General features: G+C 45.4%; 17 protein-coding genes. 8 read left to right on the top strand and 9 right to left on the bottom strand.

The window, feature by feature from the left end:
• Nucleotide 1 precedes the first annotated feature (1 nt).
• Nucleotides 2-3,106, top strand: coding sequence for an efflux RND transporter permease subunit (locus ACLVWP_RS10565; protein ID WP_413557211.1), 3,105 nt, complete (start codon nucleotides 2-4; stop codon nucleotides 3,104-3,106).
• Nucleotides 3,107-3,133: 27 nt separating this feature from the next.
• On the opposite strand, the gene ACLVWP_RS10560 is transcribed toward ACLVWP_RS10565, so the two are convergent.
• On the bottom strand, nucleotides 3,134-4,543 hold the full coding sequence (locus ACLVWP_RS10560; RefSeq protein ID WP_413557210.1) for a protein adenylyltransferase SelO family protein: 1,410 nt from the start codon (nucleotides 4,541-4,543) through the stop codon (nucleotides 3,134-3,136).
• Between the two features lie 117 nt (nucleotides 4,544-4,660).
• Between ACLVWP_RS10560 and ACLVWP_RS10555 the strand changes: the two genes are divergently transcribed.
• Nucleotides 4,661-5,197 carry a MerC domain-containing protein gene (locus ACLVWP_RS10555; protein ID WP_413557209.1) on the top strand — a complete coding sequence of 179 codons (537 nt, stop codon included), beginning with the start codon at nucleotides 4,661-4,663 and terminating at the stop codon, nucleotides 5,195-5,197.
• Nucleotides 5,198-5,375: 178 nt separating this feature from the next.
• Nucleotides 5,376-5,750: a high-potential iron-sulfur protein gene (locus ACLVWP_RS10550; protein ID WP_413557208.1), complete on the top strand. Its 375-nt coding sequence runs from the start codon at nucleotides 5,376-5,378 to the stop codon at nucleotides 5,748-5,750.
• A 183-nt stretch (nucleotides 5,751-5,933) separates the two neighbouring features.
• Here ACLVWP_RS10550 and ACLVWP_RS10545 read toward each other — a convergent pair whose 3' ends face one another.
• Complete coding sequence (locus ACLVWP_RS10545) at nucleotides 5,934-7,595, bottom strand: AMP-binding protein (RefSeq protein WP_413557207.1); 1,662 nt, start codon at nucleotides 7,593-7,595, stop codon at nucleotides 5,934-5,936.
• Nucleotides 7,596-7,707: 112 nt separating this feature from the next.
• Here ACLVWP_RS10545 and ACLVWP_RS10540 point away from each other — a divergent pair, with 112 nt between their 5' ends.
• The 3 genes from ACLVWP_RS10540 to ACLVWP_RS10530 are packed head-to-tail and all read left to right on the top strand — an operon-like array spanning nucleotide 7,708 to nucleotide 9,790.
• The gene (locus ACLVWP_RS10540; RefSeq protein ID WP_413557206.1) at nucleotides 7,708-8,859 is read left to right on the top strand and encodes a hypothetical protein; all 1,152 of its coding nucleotides are present in this window, start codon (nucleotides 7,708-7,710) and stop codon (nucleotides 8,857-8,859) included.
• Nucleotides 8,849-9,319 (top strand): peroxiredoxin, encoded by a 471-nt coding sequence (locus tag ACLVWP_RS10535; RefSeq protein ID WP_413557205.1) that lies wholly within the window; start codon nucleotides 8,849-8,851, stop codon nucleotides 9,317-9,319. The genes ACLVWP_RS10540 and ACLVWP_RS10535 overlap by 11 nt, the downstream gene beginning before the upstream one ends.
• Nucleotides 9,320-9,373: 54 nt before the next feature.
• Nucleotides 9,374-9,790 (top strand): DUF4288 domain-containing protein, encoded by a 417-nt coding sequence (locus tag ACLVWP_RS10530; RefSeq protein ID WP_413557204.1) that lies wholly within the window; start codon nucleotides 9,374-9,376, stop codon nucleotides 9,788-9,790.
• Between the two features lie 125 nt (nucleotides 9,791-9,915).
• Here the strand turns inward: ACLVWP_RS10530 and htpG are convergent, their stop codons facing one another.
• From htpG to ACLVWP_RS10505, 5 genes are read right to left on the bottom strand one after another with little or no spacing between them, the layout of a single operon-like run.
• On the bottom strand, nucleotides 9,916-11,781 hold the full coding sequence (gene htpG / locus ACLVWP_RS10525; RefSeq protein ID WP_413557203.1) for a molecular chaperone HtpG: 1,866 nt from the start codon (nucleotides 11,779-11,781) through the stop codon (nucleotides 9,916-9,918).
• Between the two features lie 16 nt (nucleotides 11,782-11,797).
• Nucleotides 11,798-12,880: a tryptophan 2,3-dioxygenase family protein gene (locus ACLVWP_RS10520; RefSeq protein WP_413557202.1), complete on the bottom strand. Its 1,083-nt coding sequence runs from the start codon at nucleotides 12,878-12,880 to the stop codon at nucleotides 11,798-11,800.
• Entirely contained in the window at nucleotides 12,877-13,902 is a 1,026-nt protein-coding gene (locus ACLVWP_RS10515) for a threonine aldolase family protein (protein WP_413557201.1), read from the bottom strand. The genes ACLVWP_RS10520 and ACLVWP_RS10515 overlap by 4 nt, the downstream gene beginning before the upstream one ends.
• 4 nt (nucleotides 13,903-13,906) lie before the next feature.
• Complete coding sequence (locus ACLVWP_RS10510) at nucleotides 13,907-14,860, bottom strand: formimidoylglutamase (RefSeq protein ID WP_413557200.1); 954 nt, start codon at nucleotides 14,858-14,860, stop codon at nucleotides 13,907-13,909.
• Entirely contained in the window at nucleotides 14,861-15,451 is a 591-nt protein-coding gene (locus ACLVWP_RS10505; protein ID WP_413557199.1) for a hypothetical protein, read from the bottom strand.
• A gap of 156 nt (nucleotides 15,452-15,607) precedes the next feature.
• On the opposite strand from ACLVWP_RS10505, the gene ACLVWP_RS10500 reads away from it, so the two are divergent.
• Together ACLVWP_RS10500 and ACLVWP_RS10495 are read left to right on the top strand one after the other, a co-directional pair.
• The gene (locus ACLVWP_RS10500) at nucleotides 15,608-16,426 is read left to right on the top strand and encodes a hypothetical protein (protein ID WP_413557198.1); all 819 of its coding nucleotides are present in this window, start codon (nucleotides 15,608-15,610) and stop codon (nucleotides 16,424-16,426) included.
• 84 nt (nucleotides 16,427-16,510) lie between these two features.
• A complete protein-coding gene (locus ACLVWP_RS10495; protein ID WP_413557197.1) occupies nucleotides 16,511-16,792 on the top strand; it encodes a helix-turn-helix domain-containing protein in 282 nt (93 codons plus the stop codon).
• Between the two features lie 9 nt (nucleotides 16,793-16,801).
• Here ACLVWP_RS10495 and ACLVWP_RS10490 read toward each other — a convergent pair whose 3' ends face one another.
• Together ACLVWP_RS10490 and ACLVWP_RS10485 are read right to left on the bottom strand one after the other, a co-directional pair.
• Nucleotides 16,802-17,011, bottom strand: coding sequence for a SlyX family protein (locus ACLVWP_RS10490; protein WP_413557196.1), 210 nt, complete (start codon nucleotides 17,009-17,011; stop codon nucleotides 16,802-16,804).
• Between the two features lie 8 nt (nucleotides 17,012-17,019).
• On the bottom strand, nucleotides 17,020-18,354 hold the full coding sequence (locus ACLVWP_RS10485) for a chloride channel protein (protein WP_413557195.1): 1,335 nt from the start codon (nucleotides 18,352-18,354) through the stop codon (nucleotides 17,020-17,022).
• Nucleotides 18,355-18,389 lie beyond the last annotated feature (35 nt).

Below are 18,389 nucleotides of genomic sequence, written 5' to 3'. Positions count from 1 at the left end.
CATGAATTTGCCAAGTCTTTCGATTCGTAGACCGATCACCATTCTGTGTGTGGTGATTTTGATGTTGATCCTGGGTTTGTTTTCATTGTTGAAAATGCCTGTGGATATGTTCCCGGATGTGACCTTTCCGATTTTGTCTGTGCAAATCACTTATCCAGGTGCTTCGCCCATCGATTTGGAAAAACAAGTTTCAAAACCCATCGAAGATGAGCTGGGGAGTTTGTCAGGTCTAAAAACACTGACTTCCCAGAATCTGGACGGCGTGACCGTCCTTATTCTTGAGTTCAACTTAGGCGTGGATATCAAGGAACTTGAGCAAGACGTGCGTAATCGTATCGGAAATATTCGTCGCGATTTACCGACGGATATCAATGAGCCGGTCATTCAGCGTTTTGATCCTGCCGATCAGCCGATTGTGACTTTGGCTTTGGTGACGGAGCTTCCTGATGGGGAAGCCTACGATTTGGCGAATGAAACTATTAAGCCGATGTTTGAGCGTTTAAAAGACGTTGGCCAAGTTCAGATTTACGGGGGCCGTAAGCAAGAGATCCACGTCTTAATTGATAAGAACAAACTGCAAGATCGCAAGATCTCAATGTTGCAAGTTTCACAGCGTGTTCTTGAAACTTCTAAAGATATTCCGATTGGTAAAATCGAAAACCCTCAGCAAGAAACGACTCTGCGTACGAACGGGGAGTTTGAGTCTTTAAAACAAATCGAAGAAGTGAATGTCAGCTTCATCGGTTCGGATCGTCCTGTTTTGGTGAAAGATGTGGGGCGAGTGGTTAAAAGTCTTGAAGACCAAAAAACCATGGGTCGTATTGGTGGTAAAAAAGCCTTGCTCTTGCAAGTCTATAAACAACGTGGTGCCAACACTGTAGAGGTTGCTCGTAACATCACTAGGAATATTGATAAGGCCAATGAGTTTTTGAAATCAAAAACGATCAAAGCCGAAGTTAAAATGGTTCGTGATACCGCTCGCCCGATTCGTTTGAATGTGGCAGACGTGAATGAATCCATCATGATCGGTATCGCATTGTGCGTGCTCGTGGTGTTTTTCTTCCTAGGATCAGCGCGTTCGACGTTGATCACCGGGATGGCATTGCCGAACTCCCTTTTAGGTGGTTTCGTGATCATGTTTGCGATGGGCTTTACCATCAATCTAATGACTTTGTTGGCACTTTCACTGGCAGTCGGTCTTTTGATCGATGATGCGATCGTGGTGCGGGAAAATATCTTCCGTCACTTAGAAATGGGAAAACGTCCTAAGGATGCGGCCCTTGATGGAACTAAAGAGGTTGCCATGGCCGTTGTTGCGACCACTTTGGTTGTAATCGCGGTGTTTGGTCCGATCTCATTCCTGCAAGGGATCGTGGGACAGTTCTTTAAACAGTTCGGTTTAACAGTTGTATTTACGATGTTGATCTCGTTGTTTGATGCCTTCACCGTGGCGCCGATGATGTCTGCTTATTTGGCTCATCCAGATGAGCATAAAAAAGGTTCGGGAATTATTGGTCGCATGCTTCATGGGTTTGATCGCTTTCAATCTTGGCTTGAAGACATCTATGAGGCTTTCCTAAAGGTGACTCTGAATCACCCGAAAACCATTTTGATGGGAGCAATGGTTGTCTTCGTTTTGTCGATGATGACGATTGCCTGGATTCCAAAAACATTCTTGCCGAATGCGGACGTGGGGGAGTTTTCAGTCTCTGTCGAGCTTCCGGTGGGATCTTCGCTCGAGGCGACAAGTAATCTAACGGCGGAAATTGAAAAAGTGTTTGAGGGCGATAAAGCGGTCGATATCGTTGTGGTCACCGTTGGTACGTGGAATAACGAAGCCAACAAGGCAAGTTTCTATGTGCGTTTGGTGGAACCTAACGAGCGTACAATGAATACGACAGATTACACGGAAGAACTTCGTAAAAAATTAGAGAAGTTTAAAGATCGCTCCATCATTAGTATCGGTGAGTTTGACCCTGTGAACTCCGGGCAAAAACCACTCAACGTAAATTTGACCGGGCAGGATTTAGAAGAGCTCAATGCTTACGCTGTGAAAGTGGTCGAGCGTATCAGTAAGATCCCAGGTCTTGTGGATGTGGATACGAACTTCCGCGCGGGGAAACCTGAATACCATGTGATCTTTGATCGCAGTCGTTCAGAAGCCTTGGGTGTTTCAACGGTGAATGCGGGGGCGGAACTTCGTAATCGCACTGAAGGAAATGATCTGACTTTGTATCGTGAGAATGGCATCGACTATAAAGTTCGCGTGCGTTTTGAGGAAAAGTACCGCGACCTGCGCTCAAACTTTGATACGACCCAGGTTCCAAATGCCAACTACAATATGATTCCTCTAAATCGTATTGCGAAGGGTGAGGAAGCTAAAGGTTACTCGCAAATCAATCGTCAAAACAAAAGTCGTTACATCCAAGTGTCAGCGAACTTAGGTAAAGATGGTGCCTTGGGAACTGTTTCGGCAGAAATTGAAAAGATCATTCGTACAGAGTTAAAACCTCCTCCAGGAATTGAATACCATTTCCAAGGGCAAGCGGATGACTTTAAAGATTTGATCGAAAACATGTTGATCGCCATTTTCTTAGGCGTGACGTTCATCTATCTGGTTTTGGCGAGTCTATATGAAAGCTTCATCACACCGTTTGCGATTTTGCTGGCGTTGCCACTGGCGATGACCGGGGCGTTCTTGGCCTTGTTGATCACAGGGAAAACGATCGATATCTTCTCGCTGATAGGTATCGTGTTACTCCTCGGGGTCGTGGCGAAAAACTCGATTCTCCTTGTGGATTACACGAATCACTTATTGGGTGAGGGGATGCCTCGTCGCGAAGCTTTGTTAAAAGCATGTCGCACGCGTTTGCGTCCGATCCTGATGACGTCACTTGCTTTGATCGCGGGTATGATTCCAATTGCGGTGGGTTTGAATGAAGCCTCTGCGATGAGAACCTCAATGGGGATCGCCATCATCGGTGGTCTGATCAGTTCGACTGTTCTGACTTTGATTGTGGTTCCGGCAGCCTTCGGTTTCATCGACGACTTCCGCACATGGCTGCGCGAAAAGCTCGCAAAATTCTCCGGCTACCAAGGGGGCTAGTCCGTAAAGGTGCCTGGCACCTTTTTGTTAATAGATTCCCTTGATGGAACGGATTTGGGCGAGCTTGTTTTCGAAAAGGGTCCAGTCGTCGCGATCGGCGATCGGGGACCAAATAGATTCAAGTTCGTCGATCAAAAGCGAGCAGCACTGGGTGTTTTCAAAATAGGGGTGCTCCGCTTTTTTCTCATCCAGGACTTCATAGAATTCCAGGTTCTTTTTTAAGATTTCAAAAGTGGGGTGTTTGTACACCTCGCTTTGAACGGAACGTAAAAGTCTGTCTTCGTTAATTCCTGAATGCAGGTCAAAGAACGTCTGCTCAAACAATGGCTGAGCTTCCGCCAAGAAGTTAAAGTAATTCATCATCATTTCTTGATCCATCTCTAACGACGCTCTTTCGTCCTCGAGCGGGTTTTTGATGTTCAAGCGATGCATAAAGAGTCTGCGGCTTTCAAAGTTAAAGTTATCAGCAAACTCTTCAAGTAATTCTTCATAAGGTAGGTTTGGATAAGCGAATTTTAAAGCGAAACCCAGCTGATGCAAATTCCACAGAACCGAAGTGGGTTGGCGGCCATAGGCATACAAACCCTGCTGGTCAAAATAAGCTGCCGTGAAAGCCGGGGCGTACTTCGGCATAAAACGGTAAGGTCCGTAATCGAAACTTTCGCCGGTGATATTCATGTTGTCGGTATTTAAAACTCCATGAACAAAACCCGCCATCATCCATTGAGCAGCCGTGCGCGCTGTTTGTCTGGAAACATTTTGCAGAAATGCGGCAGCTCTCTCAATGCCTTCATATTGCAAGAGGTCTGGATAGTAATGACGAACGCAATAATCCACAAGCTTTACGATGTTGTCGGACTCTTTTAAAAAAGCCAGGCGTTGGAAAGTTCCAAAGCGGATGTGGCTGTGATTCAAGCGAACCAAAACTCCCGCGCGAGTCGGTGAGGGCTCGTCGTGTCTTTCTAAGCTTTCACCGGTTTCAAACACCGAGAATGTTTTGCTGGTATTAACTCCGTAAGCTTCCAAAAGTTCCGTTGCCAGAATTTCGCGGAAGGCTCCCTTGAGTGTTAATCGCCCATCGCCAGTGCGAGAGTAAGGTGTGCGTCCGCTGCCTTTTGTGCCTAAATCATAAAGTTTTTCTTTAACTAAAAACTGCGCATACAAAAAGCCGCGACCATCACCAATCTGGGGATTGTAGTTGCGGAACTGATGTCCGTGATAGCGCAGCGCCAATGCTGAAACCATATTCCCCGGCATCGGTTTAAAGTTCGCGAAGTAGTCTTGCCACTCTTGGTCTGAAAGATGAGCTAAACCCACAGTCTCGGCCGCGGCCTGATTTCTAAAGCGTAATTGCGGCTTTGGAAAGTTAGCAGGCTGGACCTCGTCGTAAAATTCGGGCCCCAATTCATAAATAGGTGGAGGTGCGGTAGTGCTCATTACTCATGTATGGGCCGACGCCACCCGAAAGGCAAGCTGTAGAGTTTACGATGTGGGGCGAGGCTAGTTGACAGTAATTTGCATCTAGGCGATAACCAGAACTTCAGGGCGGTGAGTGTGGACGAGCAAATTCTAGGCGTAAAACCAGTGATTAAATCGGTAGAGACTTTGTCGAATACGGGTTTGGGTTCTTCTTTATTGATGAATCCTGCAAATGCGTCGGATGCTCCTTGCTGTGATGTTGATCACACCAAACACGCTGAATTCGCGGAAGAGACAGACATCTGGGATAAGCTTGGGATGTTCCTTTCCACACTGTGCGCGATTCACTGCTTGGCGACGCCACTTTTGATTTTTGCATTGCCTGTATTGGGCGAGGCGTTTGAGTCTCACTGGGTTCATTTGTCGATGGCGGCAGTTATTTTGCCAATCGGTCTTTTCGCTTTCTGGTCAGGTTATAAGCATCATCGCCAACGCAAAGTTTTGTCTTTAGGTGTGGCAGGGTTGCTGATGGTTTGTGCAGGTTCGACTTTGCCGCACGAAATGGTTGAAGTTTTCGAGCATGATGTTGTGACGATCCTAGGAAGCATCTTGCTAGTGACGGCGCACTACCTGAATCGCAAAGCATGTCAGTGCGAAGTTCATCCTCATTAATATTTCATCAAACATTTTAATTACTTAAAAGCCGCACTTGATGCGGCTTTTTTATTGTTGCGCAACGATTTGCGGCCTTGTCTTTTGGTGTCATTCTCATTTAGTTTCTATTTGTATTTGAAAACGTAGTGAAAATGAATACTATTTGAGAATCGAAACTGACTTTCAGGAGGCAACAATGATCGACAATAAAATGAATCGCCGTGGTTTTTTCAAGGTTTTTGCAACAGTAGCGGGAGCAGCCATCGTAGCTCCAGCATTCTTGCGCGGTACTGCGCAAGCTCAAGAAAAAAGAAGAGGCGCAGCCCCTGCAGCCGGAGCAGCTGGTGGTGCGATGCCAATGGTTGATCCAAAAGACACTGTAGCTAAAGCAGTGAAGTACGTTGAAGACCATTCAAAGGCAGCTGATGCAAAAGGCAATCACTGCTCAACATGCGGCTTCTACGCTAAGAAAGAAGTAAGAGCTGGTAAAGAAGTCGGCACTTGCACGATCTTCGCTGGTAAACTTGTAGCTGGCCCAGGATGGTGTGCATCTTGGAATAAAAAAGCTTAACGGTTGGTGAAAACGGCCCGATCGACTTCGTTGTCGGGCTTTCGCTTGCTCTTCGGCGTACTTGGAGTACGCCTGCGTGGCAGCGAAAACCCTCCGCCTCGCGCTCAAACCGTTTTGACCAACCTTGGTTGGCGGTTTAGATGGGGAGGAGAATAAAAAAAGGTCCCTTGCGGGACCTTTTTTTTATTTTGAATCGCGAAGTGCGCGACGTAGGATTTTTCCGACGTTTGTTTTTGGGAGTTCGGTTCTGAACTCGACCAATTTTGGAACTTTGTAACCAGTCAGGCTCTTTCTAGCGTGAGCGATCACTTCTTCCGGTGTCAGAGCTGGATCTTTTTTAACGATCACAACTTTCACGATCTCACCAGAGTGCTCATCAGGAACGCCGATCGCAGCTACTTCCAGAACGCCGGGGTGACCTGCGATCACCTCTTCGACTTCATTCGGATAAACGTTAAAGCCTGAAACCAGGATCATGTCTTTTTTGCGATCTACGATCTTAAAGAAACCATCAGCGTCGACAGTTGCGACGTCACCAGTTTTTAACCAGCCATCTTGCAGAACGGCTGCTGTTTCATCGGGACGATTCCAGTAACCACGCATTACTTGAGGTCCGCGGCAGCAAAGCTCGCCCGCATCGCCCATTTTCACTTCGTTACCTTCGTCATCAACCAATTTTACATCTGTGCTTGGCATTGGCAGACCAATTGTACCAACACGGTCTGTACCGTCGATAGGGTTGCAAGAAACAACCGGGGAGGCTTCCGTCAAACCGTAACCTTCAACGATCACAGAGTTTGTCATCTTCATCCATTTTTCAGCGACAGGTTTTTGCAAAGTCATCGCACCCGCAACACTCACGCGAACGGATTTGAAATCAATCGTCGAGAATTCAGGATTGTTCATCAAAGCATTGAAAAGTGTATTCACGCCTGACAAAACCGAGAACGGACGAGCTTTCAATTCCTTGATGAAGCCTGGGATGTCTTTAGGATTTGTGATCAGGATGTTTTCAGCACCTAGTTTCAACAAAGCCAAGCAGTTCACTGTTAATGCAAAGATATGGTAAAGAGGCAGAGCCGCTACTGCGATCTCTTCACCCTCAACCAATTTCGGTGTCATCCAAGATCGGATTTGCAGCATATTTGAAATCACGTTTTTGTGAGTTAGCATGGCGCCTTTTGCAACACCCGTTGTACCACCTGTGTACTGAAGGAAGGCTAGGTCTTCGTGGCCTGTTTGTACGTTCTGGTGCGGGCGCATAGCTCCCAATTCCAAAGCCTGACGGAATGTGTAGGCTTGAGGAATGTTGAACTTAGGAACCATTTTTTTGATGTACTTCACAACCGAGTTCACCAAAATTCTTTTCGGAGTTGGGAACAGGTCCGCAAGCTCTGTGATCACAACGCTTTCAATTTGCGTGTCTTTGATGATTTTTTCTAAGTGATTGGCAAAGTTCGCCATGATCACGATCGCTTTTGCACCAGAGTCTTTGAACTGATGTTGCATTTCGTGAGCCGTGTAGAGTGGGTTTGTATTCACAATTGTGAGACCCACGCGGTGAGCGGCGAAAGCAGCAACCGGGAATTGCAAAAGGTTCGGCATTTGAATCGCAATGCGATCGCCTTTTTTAAGTTTCAATTCGTTTTGTAGGAATGAAGCGAATTGATTCACCTTTTGGTCTAGTTCATTGAAAGTAAGGCTCACACCCATGTTGGTGAAGGCTTTTTTATTTGTGAACTTCTTTACGGCTTCGTCGTAAATATCAATGATTGATTGATATTGGTTTGGATCAATCTCAGGGGCAATTCCTGTAGGGTAGTTCTTGAGCCAAATCTTTTCCATTCCGACCTCCAGATGACGTTCTAAATTTGCTGAGCTTTAATTCTAGAGTAAAGGTTCGAGACGGGTAAAGGAAATTCTTGTGTTCGGCCAAGGCGTTTGCAAGACTTAAGGAATGAAAACTTCCCATTTGTTACTTTCTATCGTCATTTTAGGTGCCTTAGCGACCTATTGGGTTCGTAAGAAAGATGCGGAAGTGACCTCGACCGTCTCAGCTCCCGTCGTAGTTAATACTATAAAGAATGCACCACCAGTTAACCCTGCAGATAAAGCATTGAGTCTTTTTGCGCGCGTGCTCGAACAATCCGACAGCATTCATCGTGAAGCATGGTGGGTGCTCTCTGGTGATCGTCGTCCTTTGGGGAAATCTCCGTTCGGGAAAGCTCAGCGTGCGATCTTGTCACAACAAAATGCTAAGCTCGCGAATAAATCTTTGTTCCGTTGCGATCGCTATGAAGTAAAGCGCGATGTGATGTCAGCAAGCGGGTATCCGCAAAAAATCGACATGTATGAAAAGTGCTCGGCGAAATCTCCGGCAAAACACATGGCATTTTTGTCTGCGATGAAGCCTGGGGAAATCGACATCGTGTTTTATCCTGAAGGCTTGGAAGAAGTCTTGGGGATTAGTGCTGCGATTTTAAATCGTACGATCACTTGTCAAATTCGCTTGAACACTGATGAACAATTGGAATCTTTAAAGTGTAAAGACTGGGCTCAAGAGAAAACGCGCGAGCAAATGATTCGTTTGGATGTCTACGATTACTCTAAAGACGGCAATGATATGATCAAGCTGCGCGGTAAGATCTATGAGAATCTGACGGATATTCGTAAGATCGAAGCTGATGTGCCAATGACGGGTAAGATCGTCGTTACGGAAACAGAGCTCTATGCGCCGACTCCAATTCCGACACCTTCGCCATCACCAACGCCACAGAAACCTGCGGTGGCTGCTGACGGACAGCAAACGCCAGGACAGCCTCAGGCGCAACCACAAGCCAGTGGTTCTCCGGCAGCAACTCCTCCGCCTGTGATCGATATGACTCAACCAGATCCGGGTCAGGTGACGCGTGAGGGGATTATTATTGGAGCTCCTGGGGTAGAGCCTCCTCCGGTGAATCCTGCCACAGAGCAGGGATGGCCGACGGATGAGCAGGGGAATGTGATTGAGAACCCACAGCCCCTTGACGAAGAAGGCAATCCGGTGCAACAACAGGAGCCACAGCAACAAGAACCGTTGAATGATCAAGGAGCACCAAGTGGCCGCTAAAGTTGAATTGGGTAAGAAAGTTCCCGCATTTAAAATTCCATCTTCGAGCGGGGAGACTTTTGCTTTGTCTTCTTTGAAAGGCAAAAAAATCGTATTGTATTTCTACCCTAAAGACAGCACTCCGGGTTGCACAACAGAATCCATCGAGTTCAATGAGCTTTTGCCTAAGTTTAAAAAAGAAAACACCGAGATCATCGGTGTTTCTCGCGACAGCTTAAAATCTCACGATAAGTTCATCTGCAAGTACGATTTCAAATTTCAGTTGCTGTCGGACGAAGAAGAAGAGCTTTGCAAAATCTTTGACGTGATCAAAGAAAAGAACATGTACGGCAAAAAAGTGATGGGCATTGAGCGCAGCACTTTCGTCATCGACGAAGATGGCAAACTTGCGGGCGAGTTCCGCAAGATCAAAGCAGAAGGCCACGCGGCTGAGATGCTTAAATTTGTAAAAACGATTTAATTTATAAACAGTGGCGGAGTTTCCTTCGTCACAGAACTTCCACAGGATTTTATAATGGCTAATAAAAAATGGTTCGCAGTTAAGACTCTTTACGTAACTCGTGCAGTTGGTAAAACAAAAGTAAAACCAGCTTTCGCAGAATTGCTTGAAGAGCGCGTAGTATTGTTCCAAGCTGCGAATGCAGGCGGAGCAGTAAAAGCTGCTGAAAAAGACGCTAAAGAATACAGCAAATACACTTACAAAAATTTCGACGGTCAATCTGTACAAACTGAATACTTGAATGCTTGCGACGTATTTGAACTTTACGAAACTCTTGAAAGCGGCGTTGAGTTGTTCGCTTCCACTGAAGTTTTGACTAAGAAAGCTTCAAAAAACGATTTGATCGCACGCCGTCTTGGTAAGCTTGAAACAAACAGCTCTATCAAAATGCGCAAGCGTTTCATGAGCAAAGAGTTGAGCGCGTATATCTAAATCGCGATCCGGATACTTCCGGACTAACGCAAGCGGTTAGCTCGTCGGGCGCATAACCCGAAGGCCGAAAAAAAAGCCCTGAGGAATCAGGGCTTTTTTTATTTCAAATATTATCGGTCGTGCTCTTAGTGAACCGCAGAAATCATAAGCTCTGCCACTTGTTGGCTGAACTTCACTGGATCTGGAATCGAAGAGCCTTCGTTAAGTAAAGCTTGAGCATAAAGGATCTCAGACCATTTCGCTTGTTGGTCCGGAGACGCCTTAAGCATCTTAGCAAACAATGGATGTTTCGCATTGATCTCCATCACGCGTTTTACCGGTTGGTTGTACTCTTGACCCATTTGCGCCATCAATTTTTGCATGTGGGCAGAAGGATCATTCGCTGAAGAAACCAAGCACACGGGTGTGTTCGTCAAACGCTCTGACAAAACAACGTCTTTAACTTGGGCATCCAAAGTCTTTTTCATTGTGTCCATCAAAGGTTGCAATGTCGCAGCGGCGGCTTTCAACTCTTCTTCTTTTTGTTTTTTCTCTTCTTCAGTGTCTAGGTTCAAACCCTCAGCCGTGATCGACTGAAGTTTTTTGTCCTTGAACGTACTGATAGAGTTCACAACCCACTCGTCCACTGGATCAACCATCAAAAGCACTTCCATGCCTTTTTCTTTTAGTTTTTCCAAGTAAGGGGAGTTTGTTACCTGAGCCAAAGAGTCACCAGTAATGTAGTACACATCTTTTTGCTCTGGTTTCATGCGAGCCACGTACTCATCCAAAGTCGTCATTTTATCTGAAGACGTGGAGTGGAACAGGCAAAGCTCTTGGATTTTGTCTTTGTTTGTTGGATCTACTGGTAGACCTTCTTTGAAAGTCGAACCAAATTCCGTCCAGAAGTTTTCGTATTCTGTGCGTTCTTTATTTAGCAAATCTTTAAGACCAGACAAAATCTTATTAGTTACGTTTTTCTTGATCGCAGTCACTTGGCGATCTTGTTGCAAGATCTCACGAGATACGTTCAATGAAAGGTCAGAGCTATCCACCAAGCCTTTTACGAAGCGCAAGTACTGTGGAAGCAACTCTTTGCAATCCGCCATAATGAACACGCGTTTGATGTAAAGGCTTAGGCCGTATTCCATCTCGCGGTTGTTAAAGTTCCAAGGTTTTTTACCGGGGATGTACATCAATGCATTGAATTCCATCGTGCCTTCGGCACGGTAATGGATCGTCTTCAACGGCTCGTTAAAGTCATGAGACAAGTGCTGATAGAATTCCTTGTGGTCTTCTTTAGTCACTTCAGAAGGCGACTTCAACCAGATCGCTTTTTGTGAGTTCAAAGTTTCGTCTTCACCTTTGTCATTTTTCATTTTGATTGGATGAGCGACAAAGTCAGAATATTTTTTTACCAAGGATTTCAAAACCCAAGCGTCAGTGAAGTCTTGAACTTCTTCTTCCTCTGCAAACTTTTTCAAGTGCAAAGTGATTGTCGTGCCTGTGCCACCTGGGCGAGGAACAGAATCGATCGAATAGGTGCCATCACCAGTGGATTCCCAAACAACGCCTTCGTTTGTTCCAGCTTTTTGAGTATGTAACGTAACTTTATCAGCCACCATGAAAGCAGAATAGAAACCCACACCGAATTGACCGATCAATTCAGGTTTGTTCTTCATTTCTTCGTTCATTTGGGCAAAAGCTTTTGCGCCTGAGCGAGCGATAGTCCCGATGAATTGAACCACTTCTTCTTGGTCCATACCGATACCGTTATCGATGATTTTCAAAGTGCCTTGGTCTTTGTTACCTTCAAGGCGGATTTCTGGAGACCAGTCCGCAGGCAGCAAGCTTTGGTGAGTCAGGGATTGGAATTTCAATTTATCAATCGCATCCGAAGCATTTGAAACCAACTCACGGATAAAGATCTCTTTATGTGAGTAAAGAGAATGGATCACGATATCCAAAAGTTGCTTAATTTCCGCATTAAAGGCTTGAACTTGTTTTGCCATATTAAAAACTCCCTAATTACTTATAATGAAAAGACATTCGGTCCGAAATTGATTTTGGCAAGGCCGGGACCTGACTTCTTGGGATAAAAAATGTCGTTAAGTTAAAGAAATCGCTGAAAATCTTGTGTTTGGCCGTCGCCGCAGCCAAATACTGATGCCCTGAAGAGCCACCAGTACCGATTTTATTACCCAGCATACGCATCGCCATCATGGCGTGGCGGTAGCGCCAGTTCGTCATGTTCTCATCGATGTCTAATAGGGCACGGATGATTCTGAACGGCGTTTGCAGGATCGGTTGGTCGCGGTAAAGCTGAATCAATAAGGCCGCATGCATTGCTTTATAAGACAGGCGGAACTGACCTTCAGCGCGAAGCTTGTTAAAGGCTTCTTCATTAAATAAAGCATCGAAGCTTTGCAAAGACTTTTGCAGGCCCTCGATAGTTTTAGTTTTTTCCTCAGCTGGGATGTTGGCATTCGCTTGAACAGTTGCAATGTCCTCAGAGAACATTTTATTCACAGCTTGTTTGTAGGAGTCCCAGAAATTAAAGTTTTCACCTTGCAAGAACGGTGTGCGTTCAAGCCATTTTTCCAAAGAGTCAAACAACGAAGGCTTATCCAAAACATCGAGCATTTCTTTTTGCTGAGATTCGCTCAAGGATTTCCAGAACGGAGCTTGGTTGTAAGCCAAGCGGTCGCCAATACGCAGACCTAGTTTTGTTTCAATCAAACGCCATTGGAAGCTTTGGAATCCAGACGCTGGGTAGAGCATGTCACGGAAATCCAAGAAATCGAGCGGTGTCATTGTTTCAAGGACATCAATTTGTCCCATGATCAATTTTTGAATCGCGACGATTCTTTCCAAACGAGAAGTGGCTTGACCCATTTCTTCTTCAGGCACGTTTGGTTTTTGGAAAGTTGCTAGGACGGAATCCAATTCAAAAAGGATTTGTTTAAACCAAAGTTCATAGGCTTGGTGAACCACGATGAACAACAACTCGTCGTGAGCGGGTTTTCCGTACTTCACGCTGACCGGGTGCTGTGCATCTAGAATTTTATCGATTCCCAAATAATCATGATAGTGAACTGAAGGGTATTTCATCGTGAAAGCTCCTTAATAGCATTGGCAAAATTTTGAACGTCTGAACTTGTCGTGTCCCAGGAAGTCATCCAGCGGCACTCGAAAGTTTTTTCGTCCCAAACATAAAAGAAATATTTTTCGCGTAAAGGCTTAACCCACGCGGAGGGAACTGTGGCAAAGACCGCATTGCTCGTGGGCTCAACTCGCACGCCGACCCCAGGGATTTCGCGAACGGCCTGATACAACTCACGGGCTCGCGCTAAGGAATTCCCAGCAATATCTTTCCACAGATCATTTTTAAAGTACTCGATAAACTGACAAGCAATAAAGCGAGACTTAGAGGGAAGCTGGCTGCTTTGTTTGCGCACATACTTAAAATCATGCGCTAAAGCTTTATTTAAAAAGATCACGGCTTCACCCATCATCAGGCCGTTTTTAGTGCCGCCAAAGCTCACCACATCAACGCCCAAGTCCGTGGTGATTTCTTTGAAAGATTTTTGCAAAGAAACCGCGGCATTCGCTAAGCGAGCGCCATCAATATGCACGTATAATTTGCGTTCCCGCGCCCACAGAATCAAAGCGCGCAGTTCTTCTAAGGAATAAACGGTCCCAAGCTCTGTTGGCTGAGTGATGCTTAAAACGGCGCTTTGAGAAAAATGCTGATCACCGCGACGGATGAATTGCTGCTCTAAAGCCTCGACCGAGATTTTTCCGTCGATAGAGGGAACGGGCTGAAGTTTAAAACCACCCATTTGTTCAGGGGCGCCGCACTCATCTACATTGATGTGAGCAACGTCTGAACACAGAACACTTTGCCAGGGGCGAGTGATCGCACGCAAAGCAGTCACATTCGCGGCTGTGCCGTTAAAAACAAAAAACACTTGGGAAGACTCACCGAAATGAGTACGGAATGAGCGAACGGCTTCGTCGGTCCATTCGTCGGTTCCATAAGATGGCGCGTGCTCCACATTGGCTGTTGCCAATGATTCTAAAATCCGGGGATGAACTCCCGCATGATTGTCGCTGCCAAAACCGCGATTCATTCCGTTAACCTTTGTTTAAAAGACCAAAGATAAAATTATGAGAAATCAACGCTGCTAGCTTGCTAGTGCGTTTGTCTGAATCCAAGGGCGGAGAAACTTCATAGATCCCCATGCCTTGAACGTCGTGATTTTTAATCATCCAGTGAAGGGCTTCCAAGAAATCCTTAGTGAAAAGTCCCGTCGTCCAAGACTGTGAACAGCCCGGAGCCTCATTGGAGGTAAAAGCATCGATATCAACGCTTAAGAAAACTTTTTTGCCTTCTTTACCACGCAGGAAGTTTTTAAGACTCGCCAGCAACCCCTGTTCGTTGATTTGATCCAAAGTGATGATCTCAGCCCCTTTGCTACGAGCCCAAGCGATATGTGCTTGGCTGTTGCATTGGTTTTGAATGCCGACTTCAGCGAAATCCACGTGACCAGAAAACTCTGTCAGCAGGCGGTGAAAGGGAGTGCCAGAGTTAAAGCCCTTATCAGTTGGGCGCACGTCCATATGGGCGTCGAAATTAATAACGACAGCGTTGTCTTTGTGGTTTTCCACGAAAGCCGTGCTATCGCAGTACCCATAGTCATGACCTCCACCATAGGAGATCCAGTGTTTTTTCATTTTAACAAGTTCACTGACCAGCTCGCGGCCTTTTTGGTGGCGCTCTGCCAATGGCTTTTCTTTATCCAAATCGCCCAGATCTAAAATCTTAGGAAGCTTGGAGGAAGCCAAGTGGGGAGTCATCTTGTAAAGGAAAGTGCGGATTTCTTTAGGAGCGATTTGCGCACCAACGCGGCCGCCATTCAAAGCAATGCCTTCGTCGTCCGGGAATCCCAGAATCGCAAAATCAAAATCGTAAGATGTAAGAGAGGGTTCGCCCTTAGGCAGGACCTGTACGCATTCACCAAGGCGAGGATCCTCTTTGTCATTTTTTGTGAAAAGAAGATGCTTGTCTGTGGGATGTAGCCAGCTCATTTAAATTCCGGTTGTCATTCTGTAAAGGATATAAGTCTTATTAAGTTCGCCAGTTTCTGAATTAAAGACCTTCATAACTGCGGAACCTCTGTTGAATTGGATTGTTCCAAATGCCGTGCTCTTAGAGTCAGACAGGAACATCACCCACTCTTTGCCAGATCCAGGAATCAGGCTGTAGTTGTACTCCACAGCATTTTTAGAGATCTGAGCATAAGTTTTATCTTTGCTCGAAGAAACTTCTTGAGCTGGATAGAACTTCATAGAGTTGAAATCTGAAACAGTAATAACAGCATCACGAGAGTACCAGCTGCCTAGCATGCGGCGCAGACCCACGTAATCAACACTGTCGATAGCAACAGTGCACTCGCCAGGGTTTTTCATGCCTGTCGCGTTCACAACGTCACCCGCGGCAAGTTTAACCAAGGCATTCAATGCCGCTTCGTTGTTTGAAGCAACAAGGTAACGGTGACAAGGGTCATCCGTTTTTAAAAACATTTTTCTGCCCTCGATAGAGATAGTTCCACCAATAGGTTGCACAGCGAGCGCAGCCGCAGAGGATACTAGCGTGAGGACGAAAATTAAAAATCTCATGGCATCCTTGTTCCATGGGTGAAAACCCGGGTCAATATTAAAAAGTGGTCCAAACTTGACCTATGTAGTCATGCTCAAAGAGCGAGCAAATCTTGCTACAAAGCCCATAGAATTCTACACTTAGATGCAATGTCGGAATCAAATTATAACTATATAATGTCTTTTCCATGGGATGGCGTTTTGCCCGAAGCAAACCCCGTTATCGTCCGCGATCTTGATGTCGTAGGCGTGGGATCTCTTCGTCAGCGGCAATTGCTTAACTTAAGTGCAAATCGCGAAGTACTTTTGCAACTTCATACCAGCGATATCCCAAACACCGTGCGCGCTATTTATGATGAAGAGCTTGCGCGCACGATCGCGTGGTTGAAGCCTTCTCGCGTGTTTATGGGTGAGTCTTTCGGATTTAATACAGAAGTTTTAAAAACATTTGTTCGAGTGTTTCCTAAATCCAGCGAACTGCTTGGAGATATGCGAACTAAAATTTGCGCGGAATATTTGGAAGCAATGGAGTGGAGCAGTTGGTTGTTGCAAGATCACTGGCGTTACTTCAGTGGATTTGTTCGTCAGAAGTTTCCACAAAACACAGAGTTGTTTGAGCTCACTCAGTGGGAATGGATTCATGCTTGGCTTGAAGTTCAGCCTTTTGAAATTTCTTCGGGTTCCGGTAAACATTTAGTTGTTAACCCGAGTCTACAGACTTTACCGATCACAAAATATCAAGCATCTCTAAATAAACCACTTGGTATTTATGCATTTGTATGCGATCAAGATCTGGTTAAAATTAGAGAGAAAACACTCGATATTTATGAGGCATGTTTGTTAGACTTGTTAGCAGAAGATCGCGCGTACACGAGTGAACAACTTCTGCAGATGGCGTTGCTTGAAGAAGTAAAACCACAAATTTCACCAGAGCAGTGGAAAGAAAAAATAGAAGTTCTTCTCGTGTCCTCGATAATTCTGAATTCAAGTTTCTAATTTTTTTAATGGAACGCTTGTGTTTAATCTGCGTCGCTGGTAGCGTCACTTTTGGACTCGGTACGTTTTCGGAGGAATTAATAAATGGCTACACAAGAATCTAAATTAGCAGCTTTTCTAAAAGACTGTCGTATGAAATCTGGCTTGTCTCAAAAAGAAGTTTCGACAGTGCTTGGTTATGAAACTGCACAATTCGTTTCTAACTGGGAACGCGGAGTTTCTTCTCCACCAATCTCCATTTTGTGGAAATTGGCAGGCTTGTATAAAGTTTCTGCGCAAAAATTGTTTGATGTTGTTTTGGACGAAGAGCTTCGTTTGACGGCTATCAATCTTAAAGCACGCTTCAAGCAAGCTAAAAGCAGCTAGTAGCAAGTGTTAGTAGTGCGGTGGCTTTTCGTTGCCGCGGATCTCAGAGCCCTCGTCACCGAGGGCTTCTTCAAATCGCTTCGCCATCTGCAATAAAGCGGTTTCCATCTTATCGATTACTTTTTGCTGATCATAAATAACCTGATGAAGCTCTTCGATCACCTGATCTTGGTGAGAGATTTTGATTTCTAAATTTGTCAGGCGAGCTTCGTTATCCATAGATTTTCCTAATCGATCGGACTTTCAGATTTTTTCTGATGAAAGAAATCCTCTTTCACTAAGTCATAGAATGAATGCTGACTTACCATATGAGAGACACTGGCGGCAATAGCTGCACTCAACATCATAGGGAAGAGGGAGGAGTGACGGTCCGTCATCTCGAATATAAGTATAAATGCCGTAAAAGGCGTCTTCATGAACCCTGTAAGGAATCCAATCATTCCGCATAAAATCAGCAGATGATGATTGTGAGTCCAGGCGATATCTGAAAACAACGAACCCATCGTAGCCCCAATAGCCAAAGTGGGAGCGAATAAGCCACCGGCAACGCCAGCCAAGGACATCAAAAGGGGACCCACAGTTCTGGCTAGCATATCTGATGGCGACGCCCAGGCATCCTTAAACATCAGATTCAAAATCAAACTTTTACCACCGCCGACGGTGTGATCATTCCAGAAATAGATGCAGATCCAAAATAAAAGACCGCAGGCCAGATTTATAGCAATAAGCTTTCTGAAATTTTTAATCTGTTTGCGGAGTTGTGTAACTTGGTAAAGGAGTCTGCCGAAAAGAGCCCCGCAGATGCCCGTGATAATCGCTAGCAGAGCAATATAGACGTAACTCTGAACGCTGATGGATTGAATACTTGGGAAACCAAAATACAGATATCCACCCATGACTGTTTGAACCAGTAAACCCGTTACGATCACGGACCAAATCACATAGGTCTTAAAGTTGTTGAAATAGTCTTTGCTGAGTTCTTCCAGCGCATAGGCAATACCACCCAGCGGAGTATTGAATGCTGCCGCTAAGCCCGAAGCCCCACCGGCAAGAATAAACGAACGGGTAGACACCTGTTGAATCCAGCGCGTAGATAGATCGCCGATGCGATAAAAGATACCGGACGCGATTTGCAGAGTCGGTCCCTCTTGTCCCACGGCTCCGCCACCTAGCACGCAAACGATGGATGCGAGAATTTTGGTTAGAATCACGCGAATCCCAATCAGTGAGCGAATGATTTTGCTGTCCGTTGCGGGATCCAGTTCGTTCGCGATCAACATCTGTGGAATGCCACTGCCACTGGCCTGAGGAGCTAATCTGAAGGGAATATACCAGCTTAAGAAAATCGTACTGATTGTAACAAAGAAAGAAATCGACCAGTGAAATTCATGTAGAACCTTCAGAGAGAGTTCTTCGGCAAAGAAAAAAATCTTGGTGTAAAGGATAGAAACGCCTGCCGCAACAAAGCTTGCGATCAAGAAAGGAATCAAGCGCAGAGATTCCTTGTACTGAAGTCGTTCAATCAATTTGTGAAGATGAAATTTGATTTCTGATCTCTGCATGTTTTAGCAATACTCCCATCAGGGGCTGATGGGAA

The sequence above is a fragment of the Bdellovibrio sp. HCB209 genome (assembly GCF_047306065.1).
Lineage (GTDB): Bacteria > Bdellovibrionota > Bdellovibrionia > Bdellovibrionales > Bdellovibrionaceae > Bdellovibrio.
The sequence above is the reverse complement of the archived record's forward strand: the minus strand, read 5'-3'. Positions and strand labels throughout refer to the sequence as shown.

Bases quoted from the DNA above. Each gene is read 5' to 3' on its own strand.
- ACLVWP_RS10565 (WP_413557211.1), top strand. From the start codon at position 2: ATGAATTTGCCAAGTCTTTCGATTCGTAGACCGATCACCATTCTGTGT.
- ACLVWP_RS10560 (WP_413557210.1), bottom strand. From the start codon at position 4,543: ATGAGCACTACCGCACCTCCACCTATTTATGAATTGGGGCCCGAATTT.
- ACLVWP_RS10550 (WP_413557208.1), top strand. From the start codon at position 5,376: ATGATCGACAATAAAATGAATCGCCGTGGTTTTTTCAAGGTTTTTGCA.
- ACLVWP_RS10545 (WP_413557207.1), bottom strand. From the start codon at position 7,595: ATGGAAAAGATTTGGCTCAAGAACTACCCTACAGGAATTGCCCCTGAG.
- ACLVWP_RS10540 (WP_413557206.1), top strand. From the start codon at position 7,708: ATGAAAACTTCCCATTTGTTACTTTCTATCGTCATTTTAGGTGCCTTA.
- ACLVWP_RS10530 (WP_413557204.1), top strand. From the start codon at position 9,374: ATGGCTAATAAAAAATGGTTCGCAGTTAAGACTCTTTACGTAACTCGT.
- htpG (WP_413557203.1), bottom strand. From the start codon at position 11,781: ATGGCAAAACAAGTTCAAGCCTTTAATGCGGAAATTAAGCAACTTTTG.
- ACLVWP_RS10520 (WP_413557202.1), bottom strand. From the start codon at position 12,880: ATGAAATACCCTTCAGTTCACTATCATGATTATTTGGGAATCGATAAA.
- ACLVWP_RS10515 (WP_413557201.1), bottom strand. From the start codon at position 13,902: ATGAATCGCGGTTTTGGCAGCGACAATCATGCGGGAGTTCATCCCCGG.
- ACLVWP_RS10510 (WP_413557200.1), bottom strand. From the start codon at position 14,860: ATGAGCTGGCTACATCCCACAGACAAGCATCTTCTTTTCACAAAAAAT.
- ACLVWP_RS10505 (WP_413557199.1), bottom strand. From the start codon at position 15,451: ATGAGATTTTTAATTTTCGTCCTCACGCTAGTATCCTCTGCGGCTGCG.
- ACLVWP_RS10500 (WP_413557198.1), top strand. From the start codon at position 15,608: ATGTCTTTTCCATGGGATGGCGTTTTGCCCGAAGCAAACCCCGTTATC.
- ACLVWP_RS10495 (WP_413557197.1), top strand. From the start codon at position 16,511: ATGGCTACACAAGAATCTAAATTAGCAGCTTTTCTAAAAGACTGTCGT.
- ACLVWP_RS10490 (WP_413557196.1), bottom strand. From the start codon at position 17,011: ATGGATAACGAAGCTCGCCTGACAAATTTAGAAATCAAAATCTCTCAC.
- ACLVWP_RS10485 (WP_413557195.1), bottom strand. From the start codon at position 18,354: ATGCAGAGATCAGAAATCAAATTTCATCTTCACAAATTGATTGAACGA.